Origin of the sequence: Aeromonas sp. 600948 (assembly GCF_049174875.1) — a bacterium.
Lineage (GTDB): Bacteria > Pseudomonadota > Gammaproteobacteria > Enterobacterales > Aeromonadaceae > Aeromonas > Aeromonas veronii_A.
The window spans coordinates 24,244-45,029 of the sequence record NZ_JAAKTY010000027.1; the positions used below are offsets into that span (position 1 = coordinate 24,244).

Below are 20,786 nucleotides of genomic sequence, written 5' to 3' on the forward strand. Positions count from 1 at the left end.
TTAGTCTTGTGTTTAAATATTTTTATTTGTGATTTGATTCAATTCTAACTCAATTGTTGCTTTGTTTGAACAATTCATTCTAACTCTATTCTTTGCATTGGTACTCATTCGCATAAACTCTTCAGGGGAAGAGTAGATAGCTATAATCCCTTTCACAAGAGATGAATAATGTTCTGCATAGTCTAAGATTGCAGAGTCTCTATCCACAAATTCGGGCACTGCCGCTACAGCATTAGTGAGCGGTATTAATCCTGAGGCCATTGCCTCATCCCGTGATACGCCTTGTGTATCCATACGGGTGGGACACATAAAGAGCCCATATTGCTGATGGAGCGCCTTGATCTCATGACGATTGACAAAGCGCCGTTCGATAATAACGTTGTCCAGTCCGGCGATGGGAGCGAGGATCTCGTCAAATAGTGGGCCGTCACCAATGATTCTGAATTCCAGCTCTTTAAAGAACTCGTATTGCTGCAACTCCAAAATGGCTTTGACCATCAGGTCATTAGCATAAACGCGGGAGGCATAAGGTCGGATAGAAAGAATTTTCTTTCTCTGTTCAACACTTTTTGGTTTGTATTCAAAGAAGTCAGTGTCAATCGGATTATGGATGATTGCATATTGCTGCGGTGGGATCTGGATTCCCAGATCCTCCATTGAGGTTTCTGCCAAATACCGTGACACAAAGACTATTTTCAGATTTGGGTGCATGGGGCTGAGCATCTCTCGCCACAGAGAAAGACGGGCATCACTCAAGGTCTGTGCTTTGGCGTGTTGCTCAGGTGTGTCATAGAGGAAGGCTCGGCGCTCGTAGGACTGAATATCAGCGCCATGGGTCCAGACAGTCACCTGCACCTGGTCCAGATGCTGCTTGATAACGTCCCATATTCCACGATCGATAAAGTGGATCACGATGTGCTTGTAACGACCGTGCCGTAGTTGTACCTCGAGAGCTTCGGATCCCCCTGTGGTGACATCTATGTCTTCGAACTCATGATAAGAGAGCGCTGTATCGGCCTTGAAGCGGAAGACATCGCAGACTACACCAGCCTCTTTGTAAGCCTTGACGCGACTGTGAACGAAGGCATTTTTATAAAGGTCGTTGTAGCTGGGATAGTTGTTGGTAATCACCAGGTACGGGTTGCACGCCAGTTGCTGGCAGGGTGTCTGAGGCTTGAAGTCGAGAATGAGCGATGACAGCGACGCCGAGCCAGCAGCATAGATCCGCAGGCCAAACTTGACCGATGCCGTCCCGCTGGGAAGTGGAATCTCCACATTGCGATTGGCAGGTTTCACCACATGAGAGAGCCGCTCCTTGTTAGTGTCCATAAAGAAGAGGACAAATTGCAGGTTCAGCCCCGGTGTGGTTTCCATGTGCAGGCGAAGCTTGCCATCTTGTACATTGAGCTCCGACAGGTGGTGTTCGCGCTTGGCATACCAGTATTCATGTTTTCCGTCCGGAAGAGAGGAACTCAGGGTCAGCAGGCCATTTTCCATCACGGCTGAAACTTGCGTATTTTTGGCCGGTACCAGCAACTCATTCAGGGTTGTTGCGTGCAGAGCGGGCAGTTCATCAACACTACGCTCAAATGGCTGACAATTTTCTGCGATCTGGTTGAGCTCGGACAGGCCATAACCAGTTTCCAGTGTGGGGGCATTGAACGCATCGAAGCGTTCAGCAACCTCAGCACCATTCATGCAGTAGTTGAATTCATCCACCGAGAAGGCGAGAACATTTTCATAGTGATAGGTATAGAGACTGGTGACCCATTCTCGAAGGTTATTCTCGGGGATCACTGAACCAAACGCCAGGCTGCTTCGCGCCGGCAGGCTAGCCACCTCTTGATAAATTCGCTCACCATAATTTAATTGCAGTTCATCACTCTTGACCTTATAGAGGGCTCCTTTACCGATGACCTGTGCGTCGGTATAGCGAGTCGCAATGATGATGTCAGTCAGATAATGGGGGCCATAGTAATCTTCAGCGACCATGACCGACAGCCAAGCGCCACCGCACACCTCGCGTAGTCGCAACTGCTCTGCGTCGGAAGCACTGAGCAAGGTGATCGCGTCCTGAGGCGCGAGACCAGAGGTGTCCAATCCATTGCTTGTGACAATAACCATACGCTTGTTGTCATACTGCTGACGATTGAAGTGCTGCATCAGGAGAACACACTCTTCGATGCTTCTGGCGTAGCCCGTGACGCAGATAGCGGGCAGCATGTTTTCAAGCTGAGTGTCGCTGACTTTGGAGTAGATATAGGCAAGACGATCTTGGTAGGTATGTTCCAGCATGATCTTGCGTAGGGCCATCAGTCGTAGCTGCTTCACCTTTAGCGGATTGCCGGCGACATTCTGCAACCGCCTGACCAACTCACTCCCGGAATCCCCTGTGAAGACCAAATCGCCAAACATGGCGCGAACTCCACGAGAGAAGTTACTGACGGTGATCGTGTTGGAAGCAAGCAACTCGAAAACTCGGCGCGCAAACATCGATTGCGACTGTTTGATCGAGTTCAAATTGATAGAGTAGTAATAACCCTTGTAGGCCTTGTCGATCTCGCTATAAGGGAGCGTACCGACAATAAAAGGTTGATACTCTTCTGGGAATTGATAATCAGGAATATTTTTTCCAAAATTACGATCATATATTTCAACTGGTTTAAAATTGGGCAGACTCAACAAAAAATCCCCGAGGTCACGGGTACGCTCAGGATATTTCGTATAGTAGGCACCGGCAAAGCAGAATGCATCCTTACGCTGATACTTCTCAATCGGGTTATTAACCTTTGGTTGGGCAGCAAATGGCAGAAAATAAACACGACCGTGCCCAAGAGCTGTCTTATATCGACTAATACAATCGATGTCTGTGGTAAAGACATAATCAAAGAGCTTTGCTGTATTAAGAAAGGTTTCAAAGTGAACCGGATCTTCTTTATTCCAGAAGACTGTGGGTACACTGTTATTGCGGCACCATTCGACAATATCGACGACTTCCTGGCTCATATGGCCGACTTTACTACCCCAGAGGTCATTTTTACCGCGCCAGGCAGACTCGATCATGAGCAACTCTGGCCGGAATGACTCAAGCTCGGTCAACCAATTCTGCGGGGTAAGCTGAAGCAGGTTGCACTCAGGCTCGTAGGATAGATAGGTGAATTCATCCATAATACTGGCGACTTTTAGACGTCTTAACGCGTTGGAGATACCATCGCCCGTATCCAAAACCAGTTTCTCGATAGCACGTTCAAGATGAATCAGATCGGCACGACTGGTAGCACCTGTCGTGTCAAGCAGTAACTTGGGCAAGATGTTTGGGGATGAGGTAATTCCACGACGTTCTTTAGCTGTCTTCTTCAGTGCCAATAATTTGAGTGGTAAAGAGAAGAAGCCCTTCCAGCTCTTGGTCGAGAAAATAAGTGCGTGGCCGAGTTGATAAGAGAGGGTATTTTTAAGTTTGGCAGCTTTCATCCGCTGCTCTTCCAGTTCATGATGAACACGCGCCAACTCTTGCCTCATCTCATGAAGGGCAAGCCTTGAACGCAAGAAGTCCATTTTCATGTGTTCTTGATCAGACTGAATAGATTGTGTTATCGCCGTATTGACAGACAGGATGCTGTCTTTTTTCAATAGGTGTTCATTGAGTTGCTCAACCTGATTATTAAGCTGGTGAAGCTGTGCCTCAAGAGCATCCCTCTGTACACGAACTTCATCATACTCCTTTTCTAGGAGTGAGACTTTCCCCTTATAATTGGCGACCTGCTGGGTAATGTTTCTATATTTAACCCTGGCTTCATGCAATTGGGTTTTAGATAGAGAAACCTCACCTTCAAGAAGATCTATCTTTTCTGCAGACGTATTGGTCGCAATATCCAGTTGCTTTATCAGATCAGCTTTTGACGTTGCAGCTGTCTTTCTCTTTTTAATTCTATTATTTATTTGTTTTTTCATATTTTTTATATATGTGAACGGGGCCATGTTGACATGGCCCCGTAGTTAATTACTGAATGGCGTTAACGTAGTCGAGTATCTCGCTGGACCTTGCATCGTGCAGGGTCATGCCCAGGAATTGCTTGTGCTTGACCAAAATCACGATGACATCAGCCTGTTGCAGGGCATTGGATAGTGTGGAAAGAACGACGTTGTTACGGTTTTCCAGTACCGGCGGCAGTGCTTCGATATTGGGCTCAACCGCCAGAATTTTATAAGCCGGGTTATTTGCCAGGGTCTTGGTGATATCCAGCGCCGGGCTCTCACGCAGATCGTCGATATCCGGTTTGAAGGCCAGACCCAGACAGGCAATTTTCGGATTGCTCAGACCGGCAACCGCTTTTTCTACCTGCGCCACCACATAGTGCGGCTTGTAGTCGTTGACCAGGCGAGCCTGGTGGATGATTTTGGCAGTGTCAGGATTCTGGTTGACGATAAACCAGGGATCAACTGCGATGCAGTGGCCACCCACGCCGCAACCCGGTTGCAGAATATTGACTCGCGGGTGACGGTTGGCAAGGGAGATCAGCTCCCACACATTGATGCCCTGCTGGTCACAGATCAGCGACAGTTCGTTGGCAAAGGCGATATTGACATCACGGAAAGCGTTCTCGGTCAGCTTGCTCATCTCGGCGGTGCGCGCTTCGGTGGCAATGCACTCACCCTTCTTGACAAACATCTTGTAGACCTGAGTGGCGGCTTCGGTACTGGCCTTGTCCATGCCACCGATGATGCGATCGTTCTCCACCAGCTCGCGGATCACCTGACCGGGCAACACGCGCTCCGGGCAGTGGGCAACAAAGATGTCAGGGGTCTGGCCTTCTGCCACTGTGTGCGGGAAGGTCAGATCGCTGCGCTCTTCGGCCAGCCATTTGGCCATCTGTTCGGTGGCCCCCACCGGAGAAGTGGACTCCAGTACCACCAGATTGCCTTTCTCCAGCATGGGCGCCAGGGCACGGGAAGCACTCTCGATATATTTCAGATCCGGTTCGTGATCTTCACCCTTGAACGGGGTCGGCACAGCAATCAGGAAGGCATCCGCCTTCTGCGGGCTGGTGTGTGCGCTCAGGTGGCCATCCTGCACCGCTTGCTTGACCAGATCTTCCAGGCCCGGTTCCACGATATGGATCTTGCCCTGATTGATGGTGTCTACCGCATGCTGGTTGACATCGACACCGATAACCCGAATGCCGTTGCTAGCGATGACTGCTGCTGTTGGCAAACCGATATAGCCCAGACCAACGACGGAGATGGTTTCGAATTTCATTATCTTGTGCTCTCAAAAGTAAAACAGGGGGCAAATATGCCCCCAAGGACAGTTATGTAATCTGTAAATCAGGCCACTTGCAGGCTGCTGTCAATCTGCTGGCCGAGGGCGCCGCTCAGGCCAATGACAGCCTCAACGATGCGTTGACTGGTTCTGCCATCCCCATAGGGGTTGTTGGCATGGCTCATCACCTGGTAGGCCAGCTCGTCATCCAGCAGGCGAACGGTTTCTGCAACGATAGTCTCGTCACAGGTCCCCACCAGACGAACTGTTCCCGCCTTGACGGCAGCAGGACGCTCTGTGGTATCTCGCATGCACAGCACCGGTTTGCCCAAGGTGGGCGCCTCTTCCTGAATACCGCCCGAGTCGGTCAGGATCAGGTAGCTCTGCTTCATCAGATAGACGAACGGCAGGTAATCTTGCGGCTCGATCAGATGTACATTGTCGAGACCCTTGAGGTTGCGGTTGACCGGCTCTTGTACATTGGGGTTGAGGTGCACCGGATAGACGATTTGCACATCATCACGCTGGGCCAGTACGGAGAGCGCCTTGCAGATCCGCTCAAAGCCATCGCCATGGTTTTCGCGGCGATGGCCGGTGACCAGGATCAGCTTCTTGCTCTTGTCGAGGAAAGGGAAGCGCGCGGCCAGTTCAGCCTTCATGCCAAGGTTTTTATCAATGCGTTGGGAAACCTCAATCAAGGCGTCGATCACCGAGTTACCGGTGACGAAGATGGTCTCCGGAGCGATGTTCTCCATGATGAGGTTTTTCAGCGAGCTGATCGTCGGGGTGTAGTGTTGATCGGCGATGCCGCCAGTCAAACGACGCATCCCCTCTTCCGGCCAGGGAGAGTAGATGTTGCCGGTGCGCAGCCCTGCTTCAACATGGCCAACCGCGATACGGTGGTAGTAGGCGGCCAGTGTCGCCGCAAACGACGTAGCCGTGTCACCATGCACCAGAATGCGGTCCGGTTTGAACTCGGCAAAAACGGGTTTGAGCCCCTGCAAGATGGCGGTCGTGACATCGGTCAGATCCTGGCCCGGCTTCATGATGTTGAGATCATATTCCGGTTCAATTTCGAACAGGTTGAGAACCTGATCCAGCATCTCCCGGTGTTGCCCGGTCACACAGACCCGCACGTCAACCTTGCGATTGGCCTGGAAAGCCTTGACGATAGGGGCCATCTTGATGGCTTCCGGTCTGGTACCAAAAACGATCAATACTCGCTGCGCCTTAATTGGCATAATAATCACTCCCGTGTGAGCTAATTGGTTTTATCTATCCGAAATTAACTAATAAAGACTGAGTTCACTGTTGAGCTGTGTCAGCCTGTGTTGCCAGGTGTGTTGGGCCAGCACGATTTCCATCGCGTTTTGACCCAATTCGTCTCTTAGTCGAACGTTTTTTTGTAATTGTTCACACCATTCGCGCGCCGCAGCACCATCCTGCACTGCGACAATGCTCTTGCCAAAAATGTTATCCATGGCGATCGAAGGGGTGCTGATAATAGGGCAGCCAGCAGCGGCCAATTCAAACACCCGACGGGATAGCATGGTTGAAGATTGACTAATCGTATTGAAGTTTAAATATATTTGATATTGCTGATATGCCTTGGCAACCGACATTTGAGTGATCGCAGGTTTACAGTAAGGTTGTAGTTGCTCAGGATAGCTGCAGCCATTTCCCTTCTGCCAAAACCGGTCAAAAATAATCAGATTCTTATCTCGCAATGCCAGAAGAATATCCTCCTGAACCCTGCTTCGCTCAGCCAGCTCGTTACCATAATAGCCCCCCAGAAATGCGACCTCCTGACCGCGCACTCCCTTCTCTGCAGGTTGATACCAGCGTGGCTGGGCAGCAAACATCAGCACACCGACATGCTGAAAACGCTGATGGGGGAGCGCATGATAGCGCTCCAGTGAGCCGGAATCCGTGGTGTAGACCACATCAAACAACGCGGCCGCATCAGCAAAGCGTTCGAAGTGAAACGGATCCTCTTTGTTCCAGAAAATTGTTGTGATTTTCCGCTTTTGGCAGAATTCCAGCAACCTCCGCAGCTCTGGTTTATTGGGCGAACTATTGGCATAACTGGCTATTTTCCCTTTCCAGCTATCCTTATAACCACGCCAGGCTGATTCGACAAATAAAAAGTCAGGTTTGTAAAATCTTAACTTCCATTGCCAATCTATCGGTGTTATTTGAATTAAATCTGCGTCTGGAGCCAAACTGAATGTAGTAAACTGGTCGGCCACTAAAGCAATACATGGTCGTTTATTATTGCCCAAAGAAATTGATCCACACATATAATAAAGTGAAAATCATAGCCACCTATTATCTATATAGCGTGGAATATGAATAGCATGCTGGTTTTTATCAAAAAACCAATAAATTTATATACAATAGTCGCTTGGCTATATTCTGACAGGCAGACCTCATTCCTCAACGTTATCTCTTTGGCAGATGATATTCTCATCTGCCAAGAATACAGTTCTGACCTATCTTGCATCACCTTATCAATCCTGGTGTTCACGCAAGGTCGCCAGCCCCATAACAATCAGGCCATAGAAGAGGCAAAGCAGAACACCAATTGTGACCAGGTTATACAAGCGGCGTGGGTATTCGGCTTCTTCCGCCAAGGTTGGCTGCGTCACGACCAGCAGGTGTTTCAGCTTGCGATATGCCTCAACGCGGGCTTGCTCCAGACTGATAAGGCCCGTCTTGTAGAGATCAGCAGCCAGAGTGGCCTGGGTTTTCAGATCCATATATTGGGCAGTGATTTCGTTCATTGCCTCAGGTGCCAACTGAGTGCCAGCACCGGCATCATTGGTGGTCAATTTCGCCTTTTCCTGTTTCAGTTGCTTGCTTAATGCATCAACACGACTTTGCACCGATACCACCCCTGGTGCGCTCTCTTTCATATAACTGCGCAATTGCTTCAGTTCTGCCTGCTGGCGCACCAGCTCGGCTTCAATTTCACTGACCACACCAAGGCGTGCAGTGCTGGTCGATTCCGGGCTGATTAGCTGATGGCTATTTTGAAACGCCAGTACCTTGGCTTTCTCTGCCTGCAAGCGTTGATGGGAACGGTTAACCTCTTGCTCGACAAACGCAAGCTGATCCATGGCGACCTGGTGGCCCAGCTTGTTGATAAAACCTTCCGCCTCTTTCAGCATCATGCTCACTACCTGCTGGCCATATACGGGATCAAAAGCCTGCAGTTCGATAGTTAATACCCCGGAGAGTTCATCAAGACGCAAGGTCAGGTGATCACGGTAATATTCAAGAAACTCTTCGCGGGTCGCCTCCCCCGATAAACGGGAGAAGAAGTCGGCATCATGGCTTTGGTAGTGCGCTTTGAGCGCCAATTCGCGATCCAGCTTGGCCAGCAGATCCCAGGAGCGCAGGTACTCTTGTACCAGCAATACGTCCTGATGATTGCTACCACCCAGCCCCAGCATAGACAGAGCATCGGGCAACATTTTGATCTGATCTGCCTGCTTGATAATGATGTCACTTCGGCTGACATAACGGTCTGAAGCAATCCCGCCAAAATAGATCGATGCCATGGTAAAGCAGGCTACAACCCACAAAAAGCTGCCCAGTTTCAGACTCTGTTGCCAGGACCTGTGGGCAATTTTATAACCGTTGGAATCAATGAAGAAACGCTTCGGCTCTTTGCCAAGTTTGCGAAGCTTCCGCACGAAGCGTGATGGCTTTTCTGTTCTGATAGGTTGTGTCATGTTTAATTGTGCTTATTATAGATTTTGATAAATACGGATCGCATCGTCGATATTGTCAAATACCTCCAATCGGCTATTTCGTAATAAAATACCCATATCACACTGCTGACGCAGGTTTTTCATATCGTGCGACACCATAATAAGGCTGGCAGTTTCACGTTTCTGGTTAAATACATCGATACACTTCTGTTTAAAGCGGGCATCCCCCACCGAGGTGATTTCGTCAGTCAGATAGATATCGAAATCAAACGCCATGCTAACCGCAAAGGAAAATTTGGAACGCATACCACTGGAGTATCCCTTGATTGGCAGCTCGAAATGCTGACCGATTTCCGAGAACTCCTTGACCCACTCTTCCACGGCAGCTGTCTCGCGTACCCCGTGGATGCGGCAAACAAAGCGGGTATTTTCACGCCCCGTCATGCTGCCCTGAAAACCGCCCCCCAATGCCAGTGGCCAGGAGACCCGGCAATGCCGGCTCACCTTGCCACGGTTGGGCATATCCATGCCCCCGAGCAGTCGTAGCAGGGTCGATTTGCCCGCCCCGTTGACCCCCAGAATGCCGATATTGCGGTCCTGAGGCAGGGTGAGCGATACATCGCGCAGCACATAGTTACGACCAAATTTGGTCGGGTAATACTTGGTAACTGAATCAAGAACAATCATGTGGATCACTTTAACTGGCAATCAAGCGGCGGTGGCTTAACCGATAGCAACTCATGGCGAAGGTGAGCAGTATCAGGGTGACCGCAGCCAGATACTCCCAACTAACATATGGGCTGCTATAGCCGGCAATCCAGCCACTGCGAATCAGCTCGAGGGCATGCACCAGCGGATTCCATAAAAACCAGTGCCGATATTGGGCCGGAATGGTGGCCAGCGGATACATGACACAAGAGACAAACATCAATGGCATCATCAGCAGACCGAGAAACTTGTCGGCCTCTTGCATCAAGTTGCAGATAACACAAAAAACAATGCCGAGGGAAAACGAGAATACCATCAGAAGCAGATAGATAAGAAGCACCTGCAGCGGGTCGGCGGGGATGGCATCAAAACCAAACCAGATTAACCCCAATATCAATACCCCCCCCACCATCATCCCCACCATGGTTTCGAGCATAAAGCGCGCGATGAAGGTCGAGAATGGGGTGACCTGACGGTAGCAAAACAGCCCCATATTGGAGCTAACTGCCGTTTGCAGTTTACTCACCACATTTCTAAAAAAGAGAAAGGGCAAATACCCGGCGGTGATAAAGAGTGGTGCCGGTGCCCCACCAAAGCCACTGTGGTTCCGCAGACCAAAAATCAGGCTGAAAAAACCAATCATTAGCAGCGGATCCAGCAGAGCCCAGGCATAACCCAACCGGTAACTACCAAAGCGGGTTTTAAGCTCACGAATAAGCAGGCCAAAGACAACATCTCGCAACACCTGCAAGGATGTGCGCGGCGTTTGATTAAGAATCGGTTTATTCATTAGTTCGCTTTACCCATAGCAGACTCGCCCATTCGCGAGTCTGCTTTTTTACAGCAAGAAGCGGCTTAGTTAATTGCTACGTTAGCAGCCACGGCGATCTGATAAATGATTTGGGTAATATCCTTGACCGATTGCATGGTTTTGCTGTCGACCTTGGGCAACACCAGGATCTGATCACCGGGCTGGACACTCCCCTTATCTTTAAACTCCACCAACCCGTTGGCATGAACCACGGCAATCCGCTGGTCATTCGCACGCTCGGTAAATCCACCCGCCCAGGCCACATAGTCATCGAGAGTTGCATTGGCGTTATAGACCACAGCTTGCGGCATCAATACTTCCCCACCGACCTGGATCAGGTCCGTTCTGTTCGGTATGACAATCTGGTCACCCTGTTCCAGCTGAATGTTCGCAACAATCCCCTTGTCTGCGACCACCACCTTGCCAAGTGGCTGGATTTTTCTGGCTTTTTCGACAAAGCGCATCACCAGTTCTGCCTCTTTGGCACGGATCGCCGCTTCACCATCCGAGCTGGCAGGAGCAGTAAACACACTGCGCTCCAACCGGTTGAGCGACTCTTCCAACATCTCTTTTTGCCGCGCAGCAACACTCTTGCGCATCAGGTAGATGGATTGGTAATCGGCAAGCTGTGGATCAATGGGAATATGGTTGAGCAGCTCATGCAGCTTGGTCTGCTTGCGCACAGTGAAATATGAAGGCCCCATATAGCTACCAGCGACCTGCACATCATAAACCTGAGCATGCATGTCATCGTTGAACAAGACTTTGTCACCATCCTTAAGCTGGAGGCTGGCAAAATCCTTGTAAGGTAAATAGATGGAGAATGGACCACTTGGACGGTCACCTATCACCCCGACATGGCTCACCTTGGCAAGCGGCAGTGCATAGTTGACCAGCTCCGAGCCTAGCGTATTGCGCTGAGTCAATTCGAAACGGAAGGGATTACGAACCTTGCCTGCGACATTTATCATCGGGCCCTGTGGCTCTACCAGGATGACATCCTGATCTTTAAAAGAGAGCTTGGGCATTTTGCCCTGCTGCATGAATTCATACAGATCGATTTTTTGGATGACCTGATTCTGGCGTAATACCTTTATTTGACGATAGCTGCCGCGCTCCGAGTCGATCCCCCCAGCCCGCTTTAGAAAATAGAGCACACTGTCAGAAGATTGACCCGCATACTGGCCTGGCCGTATTACCGGGCCAGTGACAAACACACTCACGGGAGTTGTTGTCAGCAGGTTGACGTAGATATTGACATTATTTGTAAAAACATCGCCAATTCTGCTGGTCACCAGATTATTGACCTGGCTGGCAGGTACATTCTTGACATTTATCGGGCCGACATCAGGGATGAAAATATTGCCCTGATTATCTACCGTCACTACATTTGAAAAATTGACGGCCCCCCAGATCCAGATATTAAGCTTGTCCCCTGGCGCTATCAGATAATTGTCATTCAAGCCATCGCTGCGTTCGGTCTCATAGCCACCGGCAAACAGATTGGCGCCATAGGGAGGAGGTAATCCAGCCTCTGCCAGGGGCAGTAATTTACGTACATCTGCCTCACCGGGTAACAACATCCCTTGACGATTCTGTTGAGTAAAACTCCCGGTCGTTGAACTTGTGTTGGCCTGCCCACTCAGTGCTGCTTGACCACCAAGCTGGGTGCCGGTGTTTTCAGCAGCCTTTCCTGAAAGGGTGTAACCAAATGATGATCCATTTGCTTGCGCTAAATCCGGGGCGGCAATGGCCATGGTTGCGCAGGATGTACTGATGAGAAACAGAAGTGTGCCGAGCTGATAAATTTTCATTTTGTTCAAAACATGTGCCTTCATTTTATTGCTCAGCAAGAAGGTTGCTGACAGAGGTCTGTTCCAGTTGAGGTATCAGATACCATTGTTCTTCAGTCTTGCATGCCGCGCGCCTTTGCGAATGGCCTTGCATGCTGTTAAACAACAACTCAACGCACTCAAGACCCAGAGCCGAAACATAGCGTTGCCCCAGGGTATAGGTAACATTGTTTCTACTGAATGCAGCGCCTTGTGGCAATGTATTCAGCGCCTGCTGCAGATCGGGAGGCATGGCATACAATTCGGTAGCAACAGACGGGTTGACGAGAGGACGAGACGCTTCTACCTGCTTTGGCTCATATGCACAGCCACCAACTTGTATGGCTAACGATATGGCCAATAACCGGGTTGCAAAATTCATGTGTCAATATTTCCCATGGAGTCAAGTGTTGATCTGTTAAAGCCAGGTCGCCTTATGGTCTGGCAACGCTATTGCCGATCGACTCATTATCTTTCATGACCAAAAAACGAACTGACATGTGGCTGTTCATCCCCAGCCCTGCAACTGCAAAAGCGGGTTTTGAGTTCCTCATCAACAGACAATCTGCCGAGACTGCGAAGCGATACCAGGCAGTCTGAACAAGAGGGCTTTGCTCAAAAAATTACCATTTACAGCACACATTTCAGAATGTTCTGAGTGAATCGAGCAAGACACGATATATGATGGATCTCAGACAGAACAGCAATAGTCTCATCAGAAGTAGGCATGAGCTCTAAAATGAGCAATGCTGCTCAATTGCTGTAAAGATGTAGCGATGTTGATGCGAAACACTGTTTTTTTGCCATAGCTACCGCACGGCAATGACATCTTCCCGGACAAAAAACAGACAAAATGGATGTAAAACTAAAACAGGAGGGAAAATAACGATGCCTGCCAGCTCAAAAAGCAGACAGAAATTGATTGCAATGTAAGCACCCACCCCGTGCATGAGAACGTCACAATGTGACGTATATCATGTTTATTCTCATTTTTTTCGAATGCTATCAATTAGCCACAATTGGGTCAACACTCAAAAAACTCACCTGCATTCTTCACACGACAAAGAGGGACACAAGACTCTGTTTTTAAAAGATTTACACTCAAAGCAGCATTGGTAATAAATGTATTCGTACGGTGTAAATATTTTTGACGACAAGCAAGATTAATTTAGAAATTTCTTAATTATCCCTCGCTCCTCCAAAAAGAAATTAATTTTTGTGAGTCACATCCATTGAACTTTCAATTAAAATATGGTTGGCAATACTTTATTCGAGTTCGGCAACCTCTCTGATATCCCCATCAATCCACTCAGCCATTGCCTGAAAAGTGACCGCCATTAACATCACACATAACAAACTGTTCAAATAACGTTCAGCCAGACTCCGTTTTTCCCCCGTTATTGAGAACATAAAAGTGATAGACCATTTATTCGCCAACATGGTTTTTTTTAGTTTTTCTGGCCGTGATTGACAGGGTTATTGCCTGTTGACTATGCCTGATATGTGTCCGATTGAATCGGCACCACAGGGTCTCAACGACATTGGAGGGGGCATGGACGCTAACACTCTATCAAGGATTGGCCTGCTGGTTTCACTGCTCACCAGCACAGGGGCCGTGGCCAATGACAATATTCTTGCCCTGCAGCTGGGCAAGGCGTTCAACAATGAAAAGCTTGACATCAAGATCGCCGATGCCAAGTTTCACCACATGTTCTGGCGCTGGGGAGACTCGGCCTGTCAATTTGGATTGGGAGTGCGTGGCGGTACCCTCAAGTTAGAAGATGAAGAGACAGCAAGACTGGGAGGCGGTGCCCGTATCGAATGCCAATGGGGTAACTGGGTGACCTGGATCCCCGGCGAAATGGTCTGGCTCGATCAGTATCAATTTGGCACCCGCGGCCACGGCTACAAGGATTACGGCGGTCCCTTGCAGTTCGCTCTGGGTATCGGCCTCGGTTACGCCATCACCAAGAATTGGCTGATCGGCTATCAGTATGAGCACATGTCCAACGCCTATATGTATGACAAGAACCCGGGGCTGGACAGCCATACCCTCCATATCGAGTACCGTTTTTAGCCAGACAGACTTCGTCTGTGCTCATCTGAACACACTCTGCAAAAAAGCCTTCACTCCCGTGAAGGCTTTTCGTTATGTCGTCTTCTGATAACAAAGGTGACAGTGAGAAGATCACCATACTCAAGACATGGATGACGACACGCTCTGCCGCCCCACCACATCATGGGGTGCAATCAGTCCTTTTTCGCTTTGTTGGCGAAGAAAATATCGGTCTGAATATCTTGGGTGCGCACCGTGAAGATCTGGTTGGTGAGATCGTCGGTCAGCATTTCGGCCTCCTTCATCACCCGCAGATTGAAGTCGTTGAGCATGCTGTTGGCGGCGGCCTTGTCGGTTTTGACCGTTTTCAGATAGTTGGCTTCCATCTCTTTCTGCTCTTTGGCAATCTTCGCCTCCCAGCTCTGGTAAGCCTGCTTCACTATGGGGGCCAATTTGGGGTAATCGGTCATTATCAGGGTCTGCAGCTTGCGATATTTCCAGTAGATGGAGTCGCTGTCGGCCTTGTCGCTACCCATGGCATAGTGCGCCGGATAGGCTTCCAGACCGCTGTAGTAGGGAACGAAGGCGGTCAGATCTGCCATGCCGAGGCCCACATAGGTCACCTCCCCCACCTCACGCGGCATCCAGGGGCGTACCTGCATCACGTGGGACTCGTAGGTACGGAACACACTGACTGGGCGCCACGGCTCCTGACCGTTCAACCCCTTGCTGTAGGGATCGTGTTCGGTGCCGTCATAGTGATTGCGCAGCACCGCCTTGACCTCCTCCAGCGTCATCTTCTTCTCGGGGGCGAGGGTGACCGGGAACTGACGACCGGCATCCACCGCCTGCTTGAGCGAGGGGTTGAACATCTGCTGGATGGTCCAGACCCGCGGATCGTTATAGGTGCGGTCCCGCTCGTCATCGCGGGTATAGGCTTTCGAGAAGTTGAACGCCCCATCCTTTTGCGGATGGTAGAGCCCCTTCTCGGTGGCAAATTCGATCAGATTTTTCGATCCCATCATATCGGCACTGGCGGGATCGTACTGCTGCAGGCGGCCCTGATTGCCGGTGGCAAAGTAGTGATTTTTCGGCAGACGCTGCGCCATCCAGTGGTGGCCGGTGGCGGTCTCCAGATACCAGAGCTCGTTATCATCCACCACGGCGACACCAAATCCCTCTCCCGCGCCTATGGTCTCGATGATGTTGCCAAGCAACGAGATCGCCTCGCGGGCCGATGTGGACCGGGAGAGCAACACATCGGGAATGTCATCCTCGGTGATCCCCTTATCTTCCACATAGGGGTCAAAGGCGAGCGCTTCGGGTGAGGCAAAAATGGACTCGGTGCCGCTCACCCCGACTCCCTTCTCGTTGAACCCGGTGGCGCCATGCAGCTGGGTCTTCCAGTTCGGTACCGTGGTATAGCGCAGGGAGTTTTTCGGCAAGGGGTAGCTGAAATCATTGGCGCCATTGTGAGCCTTGGAGCTGTGCATACCGCTCTGCCCCTGCTTGGCCGGATGGATCACGAAATGCTGGGCTTTCAGGGCATCGCTGTCGGCGCTGCGGGCCACCATCATGGAGCCATCGGCGCTGGCTTCACTGCCGACCAGCAAGGTGGTACAGGCGAACGCCGACGAGAAGAGAGCAAGGTTGATGGAGAGTGCGACGACGCACTTTTTGAAGGAATACATGAGATCTCCTTGTTGCACAGAGTGGTTGCAAATAAGCGGTGGCGCGCCAGTCAACCTGCCGCTGTCACAAGGGATCTGCGCGGTGACACGGGCCGGACAGTGCGGGCCATCAAACCGTAAACACGAAAAAGAGCAGTGCGAATAAACCATGGAAACCAGGGAGGTAGCCAAGGCCCCCTGATAGGCGACCTGTACGCATTTCTGCTTTCAGCTGTTCCGCTGGCGTGGCGATACTAGGCCCAATCAACTGACTTGAGTGTGACTGACAGCCCAAAACACCAACAATAAAGACTAAGTCAATGCAAAATGTTGATAAGTGTGACAAAAGAAGGATTATTGGCGACATTCAGCCGTCAACACGAAGAACACAAAGCGCACAGAGAGGGGAATAAAGAGATGAGGAGATGTGACGCGTGGGATGGCGTGTTGATGCCATCCCGCGATGTTCGTTAAGTCAGGTTGTCACTGCGCGTCCGACTGGTTTGCGGGGGCGGCCTTGATAAAGGCTTGCAACTGTTCGCAGTTGGCGACGATGCGGCGGATAGTGGGGTAATCGTCCAGGGTCATGTCGTAGCGGCGGGCGTTGTAGACCTGGGGCACCAGCATGCAGTCGGCCAGGGTCACTTCGTTGCCGACGCAGTAGACACCGGCGGTGGTCATCAACAGCTGTTCGAGGGCGGTGAAGGTCTCGTCAATCCAGTGGCGATACCAGCAAGCCTCCTGCTCGTTGTTGGCCCTGAAGTGCTCTTCCAGATAGTTGAGCACCCGCAGATTGTTGAGCGGGTGGATATCGCAGGCGATCATGTTGACGATCTGGCGCACTCGGGCCCGCGCGTCGGGGGAAGAGGGCATCAGGGAGTAGGCGGGATAGGTCTCGTCAAGGTACTCCATGATGGCGACCGACTGACCGAGCTGCACATCGCCATCCACCAGAAACGGCACCAGCCCTTGCGGATTGATCCGGCGATAGGCCTTCTCGCACTGCTCGCCTTGCCGCAAATTGATGGGATGCTGCTCGTAGGCGAGCCCCTTGAGCTGCAACACGATCCGTACCCGAAAACTTGCCGACGAACGCCAATAGCCAAACAACTGCAACATAATCTGTCCCTGCATCTTATCTGGGCCCGAAGCCCGGCAGGTGCTCGCCACCTGCCTCCTTGTGTACCCGGCACCGGTTGAGGGCTCGTCGTGATCCGGACATATCCGGAATATCCTTGCCGCCAACCGGCGCTGGCCATCAACCTCCCTGACCGCTCGCTGGCACCACCTGTTGAGAGATGGTGCCAAACAGATTTTGGCCAGAGCGATCTTCCATCGAGATCGACACTCTATCACCAAACTGCAAATAGGAGGTTGTAGCTTGATCACAATCAAGAATTTCCAGCATGCGGCGCTCGGCGATGCAGGATGAACCGGCGCTGCGATCGTAGTTGGAGACGGTGCCCGAGCCGATGATGCAACCCGCCCCGAGCGGTCTTGTCTTGGCGGCGTGGGCAATCAGTTCAAAGAAGTTGAAGGTCATGTCCACCCCGGCATCCGGTGCGCCAAACAGGGCGCCGTTCAGATGGGTGCGCAGGGGCAGCAGCACCTTGCCATCGCGCCAGTCATCCCCCAGCTCGTCCGGGGTGATGGCCACCGGCGAGAAGGCGCTGGACGGCTTGGACTGGAAGAAACCAAATCCCTTGGCCAGCTCCCCCGGAATGAGATTGCGCAGGCTCACATCGTTGACCAGCATCAACAGTTTGACGTGACTGGCGGCCCCCTGCGGGCTCACCCCCATCGGCACATCGTCGGTGATGATGGCCACCTCCGACTCGAAATCGATCCCCCACTCCTCGGAGCCCATGACAATCGGCCCACGGGGAGCCAAAAAGCTGTCGGAGCCCCCCTGATACATCAACGGATCGTGCCAGAAGCTTTCCGGCATCTCGGCGCCGCGAGCCTTGCGCACCAGCTCCACGTGGTTGACGTAGGCGCTGCCATCGGCCCACTGATAGGCACGCGGCAAGGGAGAGAGGCAAGACGCTTCGTCAAAGGGGAACGCCTCGGCCACACGGCCCTCGTTAAGCTGCTGATAGACAGCCTCAAGCCTGGGGGCAACCTCGGCCCACTCATCGAGGGCGGCCTGCAAAGTCGGGGCTATCTCGCTCACCCGCACTGCCCGGGTCAGATCCCGGCTCACCACCACCAAAGCGCCATCGCGCTTGCCATTGTTCAATGTTGCCAATTTCATAAGCGATTCCTTATTTGCCGGCAGCAGCGTCCGGTCGCTGCCAGCTGGAGACATACCGGGTGTTCTCGATCCCTTCGCACAGACTGCCGACGTTCAGCGCATCGCGGGTATCTAGCATCACCGCCACCTCGTCGGTGAACTTCTTGGCATAGGCCTGCCCTGCCGCAAACGCCTTGGGATGGGGGCCGTGGGTGAAACCGGCGGGATGGAAGGTGACCATGCCCCGCTCGATATTGTCCCGGCTGAAGAAGTCCCCTGCATGGTAGAAGAGCACCTCGTCGTAATCGTCATTGCTGTGATAGAAGGGCACCTTGAGGGCGCCGGGGTCACTCTCGATGGGGCGCGGCACAAAGGTGCAAATCACGAAGCGGCTCGCCACAAAGGTCGAATGAGCCGATGGCGGCAGATGGTAGCGGTGGCTCATCAGCGGGCGGATATCCCGCCAGTTGAGGCGCACCACGCACAAGTCGCCGTGCCACCCTTGTGCATCCAGCGGGTTGAACGGCCAGGTGATGACCGACACCTGATCGTGGCGCTTCACCTGCAGCGACCAGGGATTCTCATCCTGCTGGGCTAAAAAGCGTTCATTGATGGCGGGCACATCGAGCGCCGCCGGGTCGAAGATGGCGTGATTGCCCACCAGCCCCTTGTCCGGCAGCTGGTAGCTGTCGTTGGTAGCCTCGATCATCAGGATGAACAGGGGCGCCGTCGGCTCGATGCGCCACATGGTGCCACGGGGGATCACCACGTAGTCGCCATCGCGAAGAGTCAGGTGGCCGTAGTCGCAGAAGAGCTCGCCGCTCCCTTCGTGGATAAAGAGCAGCTCGTCGCCATCGGCGTTGCGCACCAGAAACGGCATCGCCTCGGAGAGCCGCCAGATGCGATAGCGGCAGTGGGGGTTGCTAAGAATGTCGGGAGCCACCCATGGAGAGAGCGAGCTTACCTCCTCCTGGAGGGCATTGAGGTCAAACAGCCGTGGCCGCAACGGCCCCTCCCAACTGCTCCAGTCGGTGGGGGCATGTTTGTGGTGCATGTGGGTGGCGGGGCCGAAAAAGCCGCTACGCCCCAGCTCGCGCTCATAGATGGCCTGCTCCGGCAGGTCGGCATGGGCCTGTCGGGAGTGGGTTCCCTCCCGGTGGGGAAAGTTAATCCAGTTACGCATTGCTCGCTCCCTCTTTGCGGGCCCCCTTCTCATCCTCACCGCCATCCAGCACGCCGCGGCGGATCTGGTCCAGCTCGATCGATTCAAACAGTGCCTTGAAATTGCCCTCGCCAAACCCTTCGTTACCCTTGCGCTGGATGATCTCGAAGAAGACCGGGCCTATCACGGTATCGGTGAAGATCTGCAACAGGATGCCATCTTTGGTAGGGGAGCCGTCGATGAGGATGCGCAGCTCTTTGAGGGCCGCCAGATCCTCCTGATGCCCCTCGACCCGACTGTTCACCTTCTCGTAGTAGGTATCGGGCGTCGGCATAAAGCCGGTACCGCGGCTGCGCAGGGTGCGGATGGTGTGGTAGATATCGCTGGAGGCCATGGCGATGTGCTGGATCCCCTCCCCCTTGTACTGACGCAGGTACTCCTCGATCTGGGACTTGTCATCCGCCGACTCGTTGATGGGGATGCGGATCTTGCCGCAGGGAGCGGTCATGGCGCGTGAATGCAGCCCGGTCAGCTTGCCCTCGATATCGAAGTAGCGAATTTCGCGGAAGTTGCCGATCCGCTCGTAGAAATTGGACCAGACATCCATATTGCCGCGATGCACGTTATGGGTCAGGTGATCGATTTCGATGAGACCAGCATCCACCTCTGCCATCCGGGCCTGCCAGTCGGGGTAGAAAACAAAATCCACGTCGTAGATGGAGCCCTTGTCGCCATAGCGGTCGACAAAGGAGAGGGTGCTCTCGCCGATACCGTAGATGGCGGGAATATTGAGCTCCATCGGCCCAATCTTGCCGACAAAAGGCTTTGCCCCCTTGGCGATGGCGTACTGCTGGGCTTTGCCCGCATCGCTCACCCGAAACGCCATGCCGCAAACGCTCGGCCCGTGCAGGCTGGCAAACTGCTCCGCCTGGGAGTGAGGCTCAGCATTGACCACAAAGTTGATATCCCCCTGCCGGTAGAGCCAGCACTGCTTGTGTTTGTGCTTGGCGACCTCGGCAAACCCGAGCGAAACAAACAGGCTCTTGAGGGCAGCAATCCCCTTGGCATCGGGGGCTGTGTACTCGACAAACTCGAAACCGTCAGTGCCTAACGGATTGATGGTATGGGTGGCGGAAGAGGTGGCATTCATCGGGCGCTCCTTGCTCTTGATTCGGTTAAAACGGATTGCGGCACCCAGCGGCGCGGCAAGTGTTAACAACTTGTTTCATTAGAAGCAGGGCGTAGCAGGAAGAGAAGAGGCGGGTTGCAGATAGTTTTTCGCAGCTGACAGCAAAGAATGTAAATGGATTGTGACATTCAAGCCGCAGCCTTGCGGAT

At 52.3% G+C, this 20,786-nt stretch carries 15 protein-coding genes; 1 reads left to right on the forward strand and 14 read right to left on the reverse strand.

The window, feature by feature from the left end; translation table 11 throughout:
* Window positions 1–12: 12 nt before the first annotated feature.
* The 9 genes from G5182_RS18145 to G5182_RS18185 all read right to left on the reverse strand — a co-directional run bounded on the left by G5182_RS18145 (window position 13) and on the right by G5182_RS18185 (window position 12,709).
* Complete coding sequence (locus G5182_RS18145) at window positions 13–3,978, reverse strand: glycosyltransferase family protein (protein WP_421254610.1); 3,966 nt, start codon at window positions 3,976–3,978, stop codon at window positions 13–15.
* 22 nt (window positions 3,979–4,000) lie between these two features.
* Window positions 4,001–5,257: a UDP-N-acetyl-D-mannosamine dehydrogenase gene (gene wecC, locus G5182_RS18150; RefSeq protein ID WP_421254611.1), complete on the reverse strand. Its 1,257-nt coding sequence runs from the start codon at window positions 5,255–5,257 to the stop codon at window positions 4,001–4,003.
* 68 nt (window positions 5,258–5,325) lie between these two features.
* Window positions 5,326–6,501 (reverse strand): non-hydrolyzing UDP-N-acetylglucosamine 2-epimerase, encoded by a 1,176-nt coding sequence (gene wecB / locus G5182_RS18155; RefSeq protein WP_227342487.1) that lies wholly within the window; start codon window positions 6,499–6,501, stop codon window positions 5,326–5,328.
* A gap of 48 nt (window positions 6,502–6,549) precedes the next feature.
* Window positions 6,550–7,542 (reverse strand): CgeB family protein, encoded by a 993-nt coding sequence (locus G5182_RS18160; RefSeq protein ID WP_421254612.1) that lies wholly within the window; start codon window positions 7,540–7,542, stop codon window positions 6,550–6,552.
* Between the two features lie 228 nt (window positions 7,543–7,770).
* A complete protein-coding gene (locus tag G5182_RS18165) occupies window positions 7,771–8,997 on the reverse strand; it encodes a sugar transporter (RefSeq protein ID WP_421254613.1) in 1,227 nt (408 codons plus the stop codon).
* Window positions 8,998–9,012: 15 nt separating this feature from the next.
* Window positions 9,013–9,663, reverse strand: coding sequence for an ABC transporter ATP-binding protein (locus G5182_RS18170; protein WP_201989227.1), 651 nt, complete (start codon window positions 9,661–9,663; stop codon window positions 9,013–9,015).
* 10 nt (window positions 9,664–9,673) lie between these two features.
* The gene (locus tag G5182_RS18175; RefSeq protein WP_421254614.1) at window positions 9,674–10,474 is read right to left on the reverse strand and encodes an ABC transporter permease; all 801 of its coding nucleotides are present in this window, start codon (window positions 10,472–10,474) and stop codon (window positions 9,674–9,676) included.
* A 65-nt stretch (window positions 10,475–10,539) separates the two neighbouring features.
* On the reverse strand, window positions 10,540–12,309 hold the full coding sequence (locus tag G5182_RS18180) for a polysaccharide biosynthesis/export family protein (RefSeq protein ID WP_421254620.1): 1,770 nt from the start codon (window positions 12,307–12,309) through the stop codon (window positions 10,540–10,542).
* Between the two features lie 25 nt (window positions 12,310–12,334).
* Window positions 12,335–12,709, reverse strand: coding sequence for a hypothetical protein (locus G5182_RS18185; protein WP_201996467.1), 375 nt, complete (start codon window positions 12,707–12,709; stop codon window positions 12,335–12,337).
* A gap of 1,170 nt (window positions 12,710–13,879) precedes the next feature.
* Between G5182_RS18185 and G5182_RS18190 the strand changes: the two genes are divergently transcribed.
* Entirely contained in the window at window positions 13,880–14,404 is a 525-nt protein-coding gene (locus G5182_RS18190) for an acyloxyacyl hydrolase (protein WP_421254615.1), read from the forward strand.
* A 173-nt stretch (window positions 14,405–14,577) separates the two neighbouring features.
* Here the strand turns inward: G5182_RS18190 and G5182_RS18195 are convergent, their stop codons facing one another.
* From G5182_RS18195 to hppD, 5 genes are all read right to left on the reverse strand, one after another.
* Window positions 14,578–16,074 (reverse strand): C69 family dipeptidase, encoded by a 1,497-nt coding sequence (locus G5182_RS18195; RefSeq protein ID WP_421173011.1) that lies wholly within the window; start codon window positions 16,072–16,074, stop codon window positions 14,578–14,580.
* Window positions 16,075–16,536: 462 nt separating this feature from the next.
* Window positions 16,537–17,172 carry a maleylacetoacetate isomerase gene (gene maiA, locus G5182_RS18200; protein WP_421254616.1) on the reverse strand — a complete coding sequence of 212 codons (636 nt, stop codon included), beginning with the start codon at window positions 17,170–17,172 and terminating at the stop codon, window positions 16,537–16,539.
* Between the two features lie 139 nt (window positions 17,173–17,311).
* Window positions 17,312–18,307, reverse strand: a complete 996-nt coding sequence (locus tag G5182_RS18205) for a fumarylacetoacetate hydrolase family protein (RefSeq protein WP_216979018.1) — start codon at window positions 18,305–18,307, stop codon at window positions 17,312–17,314.
* Window positions 18,308–18,317: 10 nt separating this feature from the next.
* On the reverse strand, window positions 18,318–19,469 hold the full coding sequence (locus G5182_RS18210; protein ID WP_216953354.1) for a homogentisate 1,2-dioxygenase: 1,152 nt from the start codon (window positions 19,467–19,469) through the stop codon (window positions 18,318–18,320).
* On the reverse strand, window positions 19,462–20,598 hold the full coding sequence (gene hppD / locus G5182_RS18215; RefSeq protein WP_323935940.1) for a 4-hydroxyphenylpyruvate dioxygenase: 1,137 nt from the start codon (window positions 20,596–20,598) through the stop codon (window positions 19,462–19,464). The genes G5182_RS18210 and hppD overlap by 8 nt, the downstream gene beginning before the upstream one ends.
* Window positions 20,599–20,786: the final 188 nt, after the last annotated feature.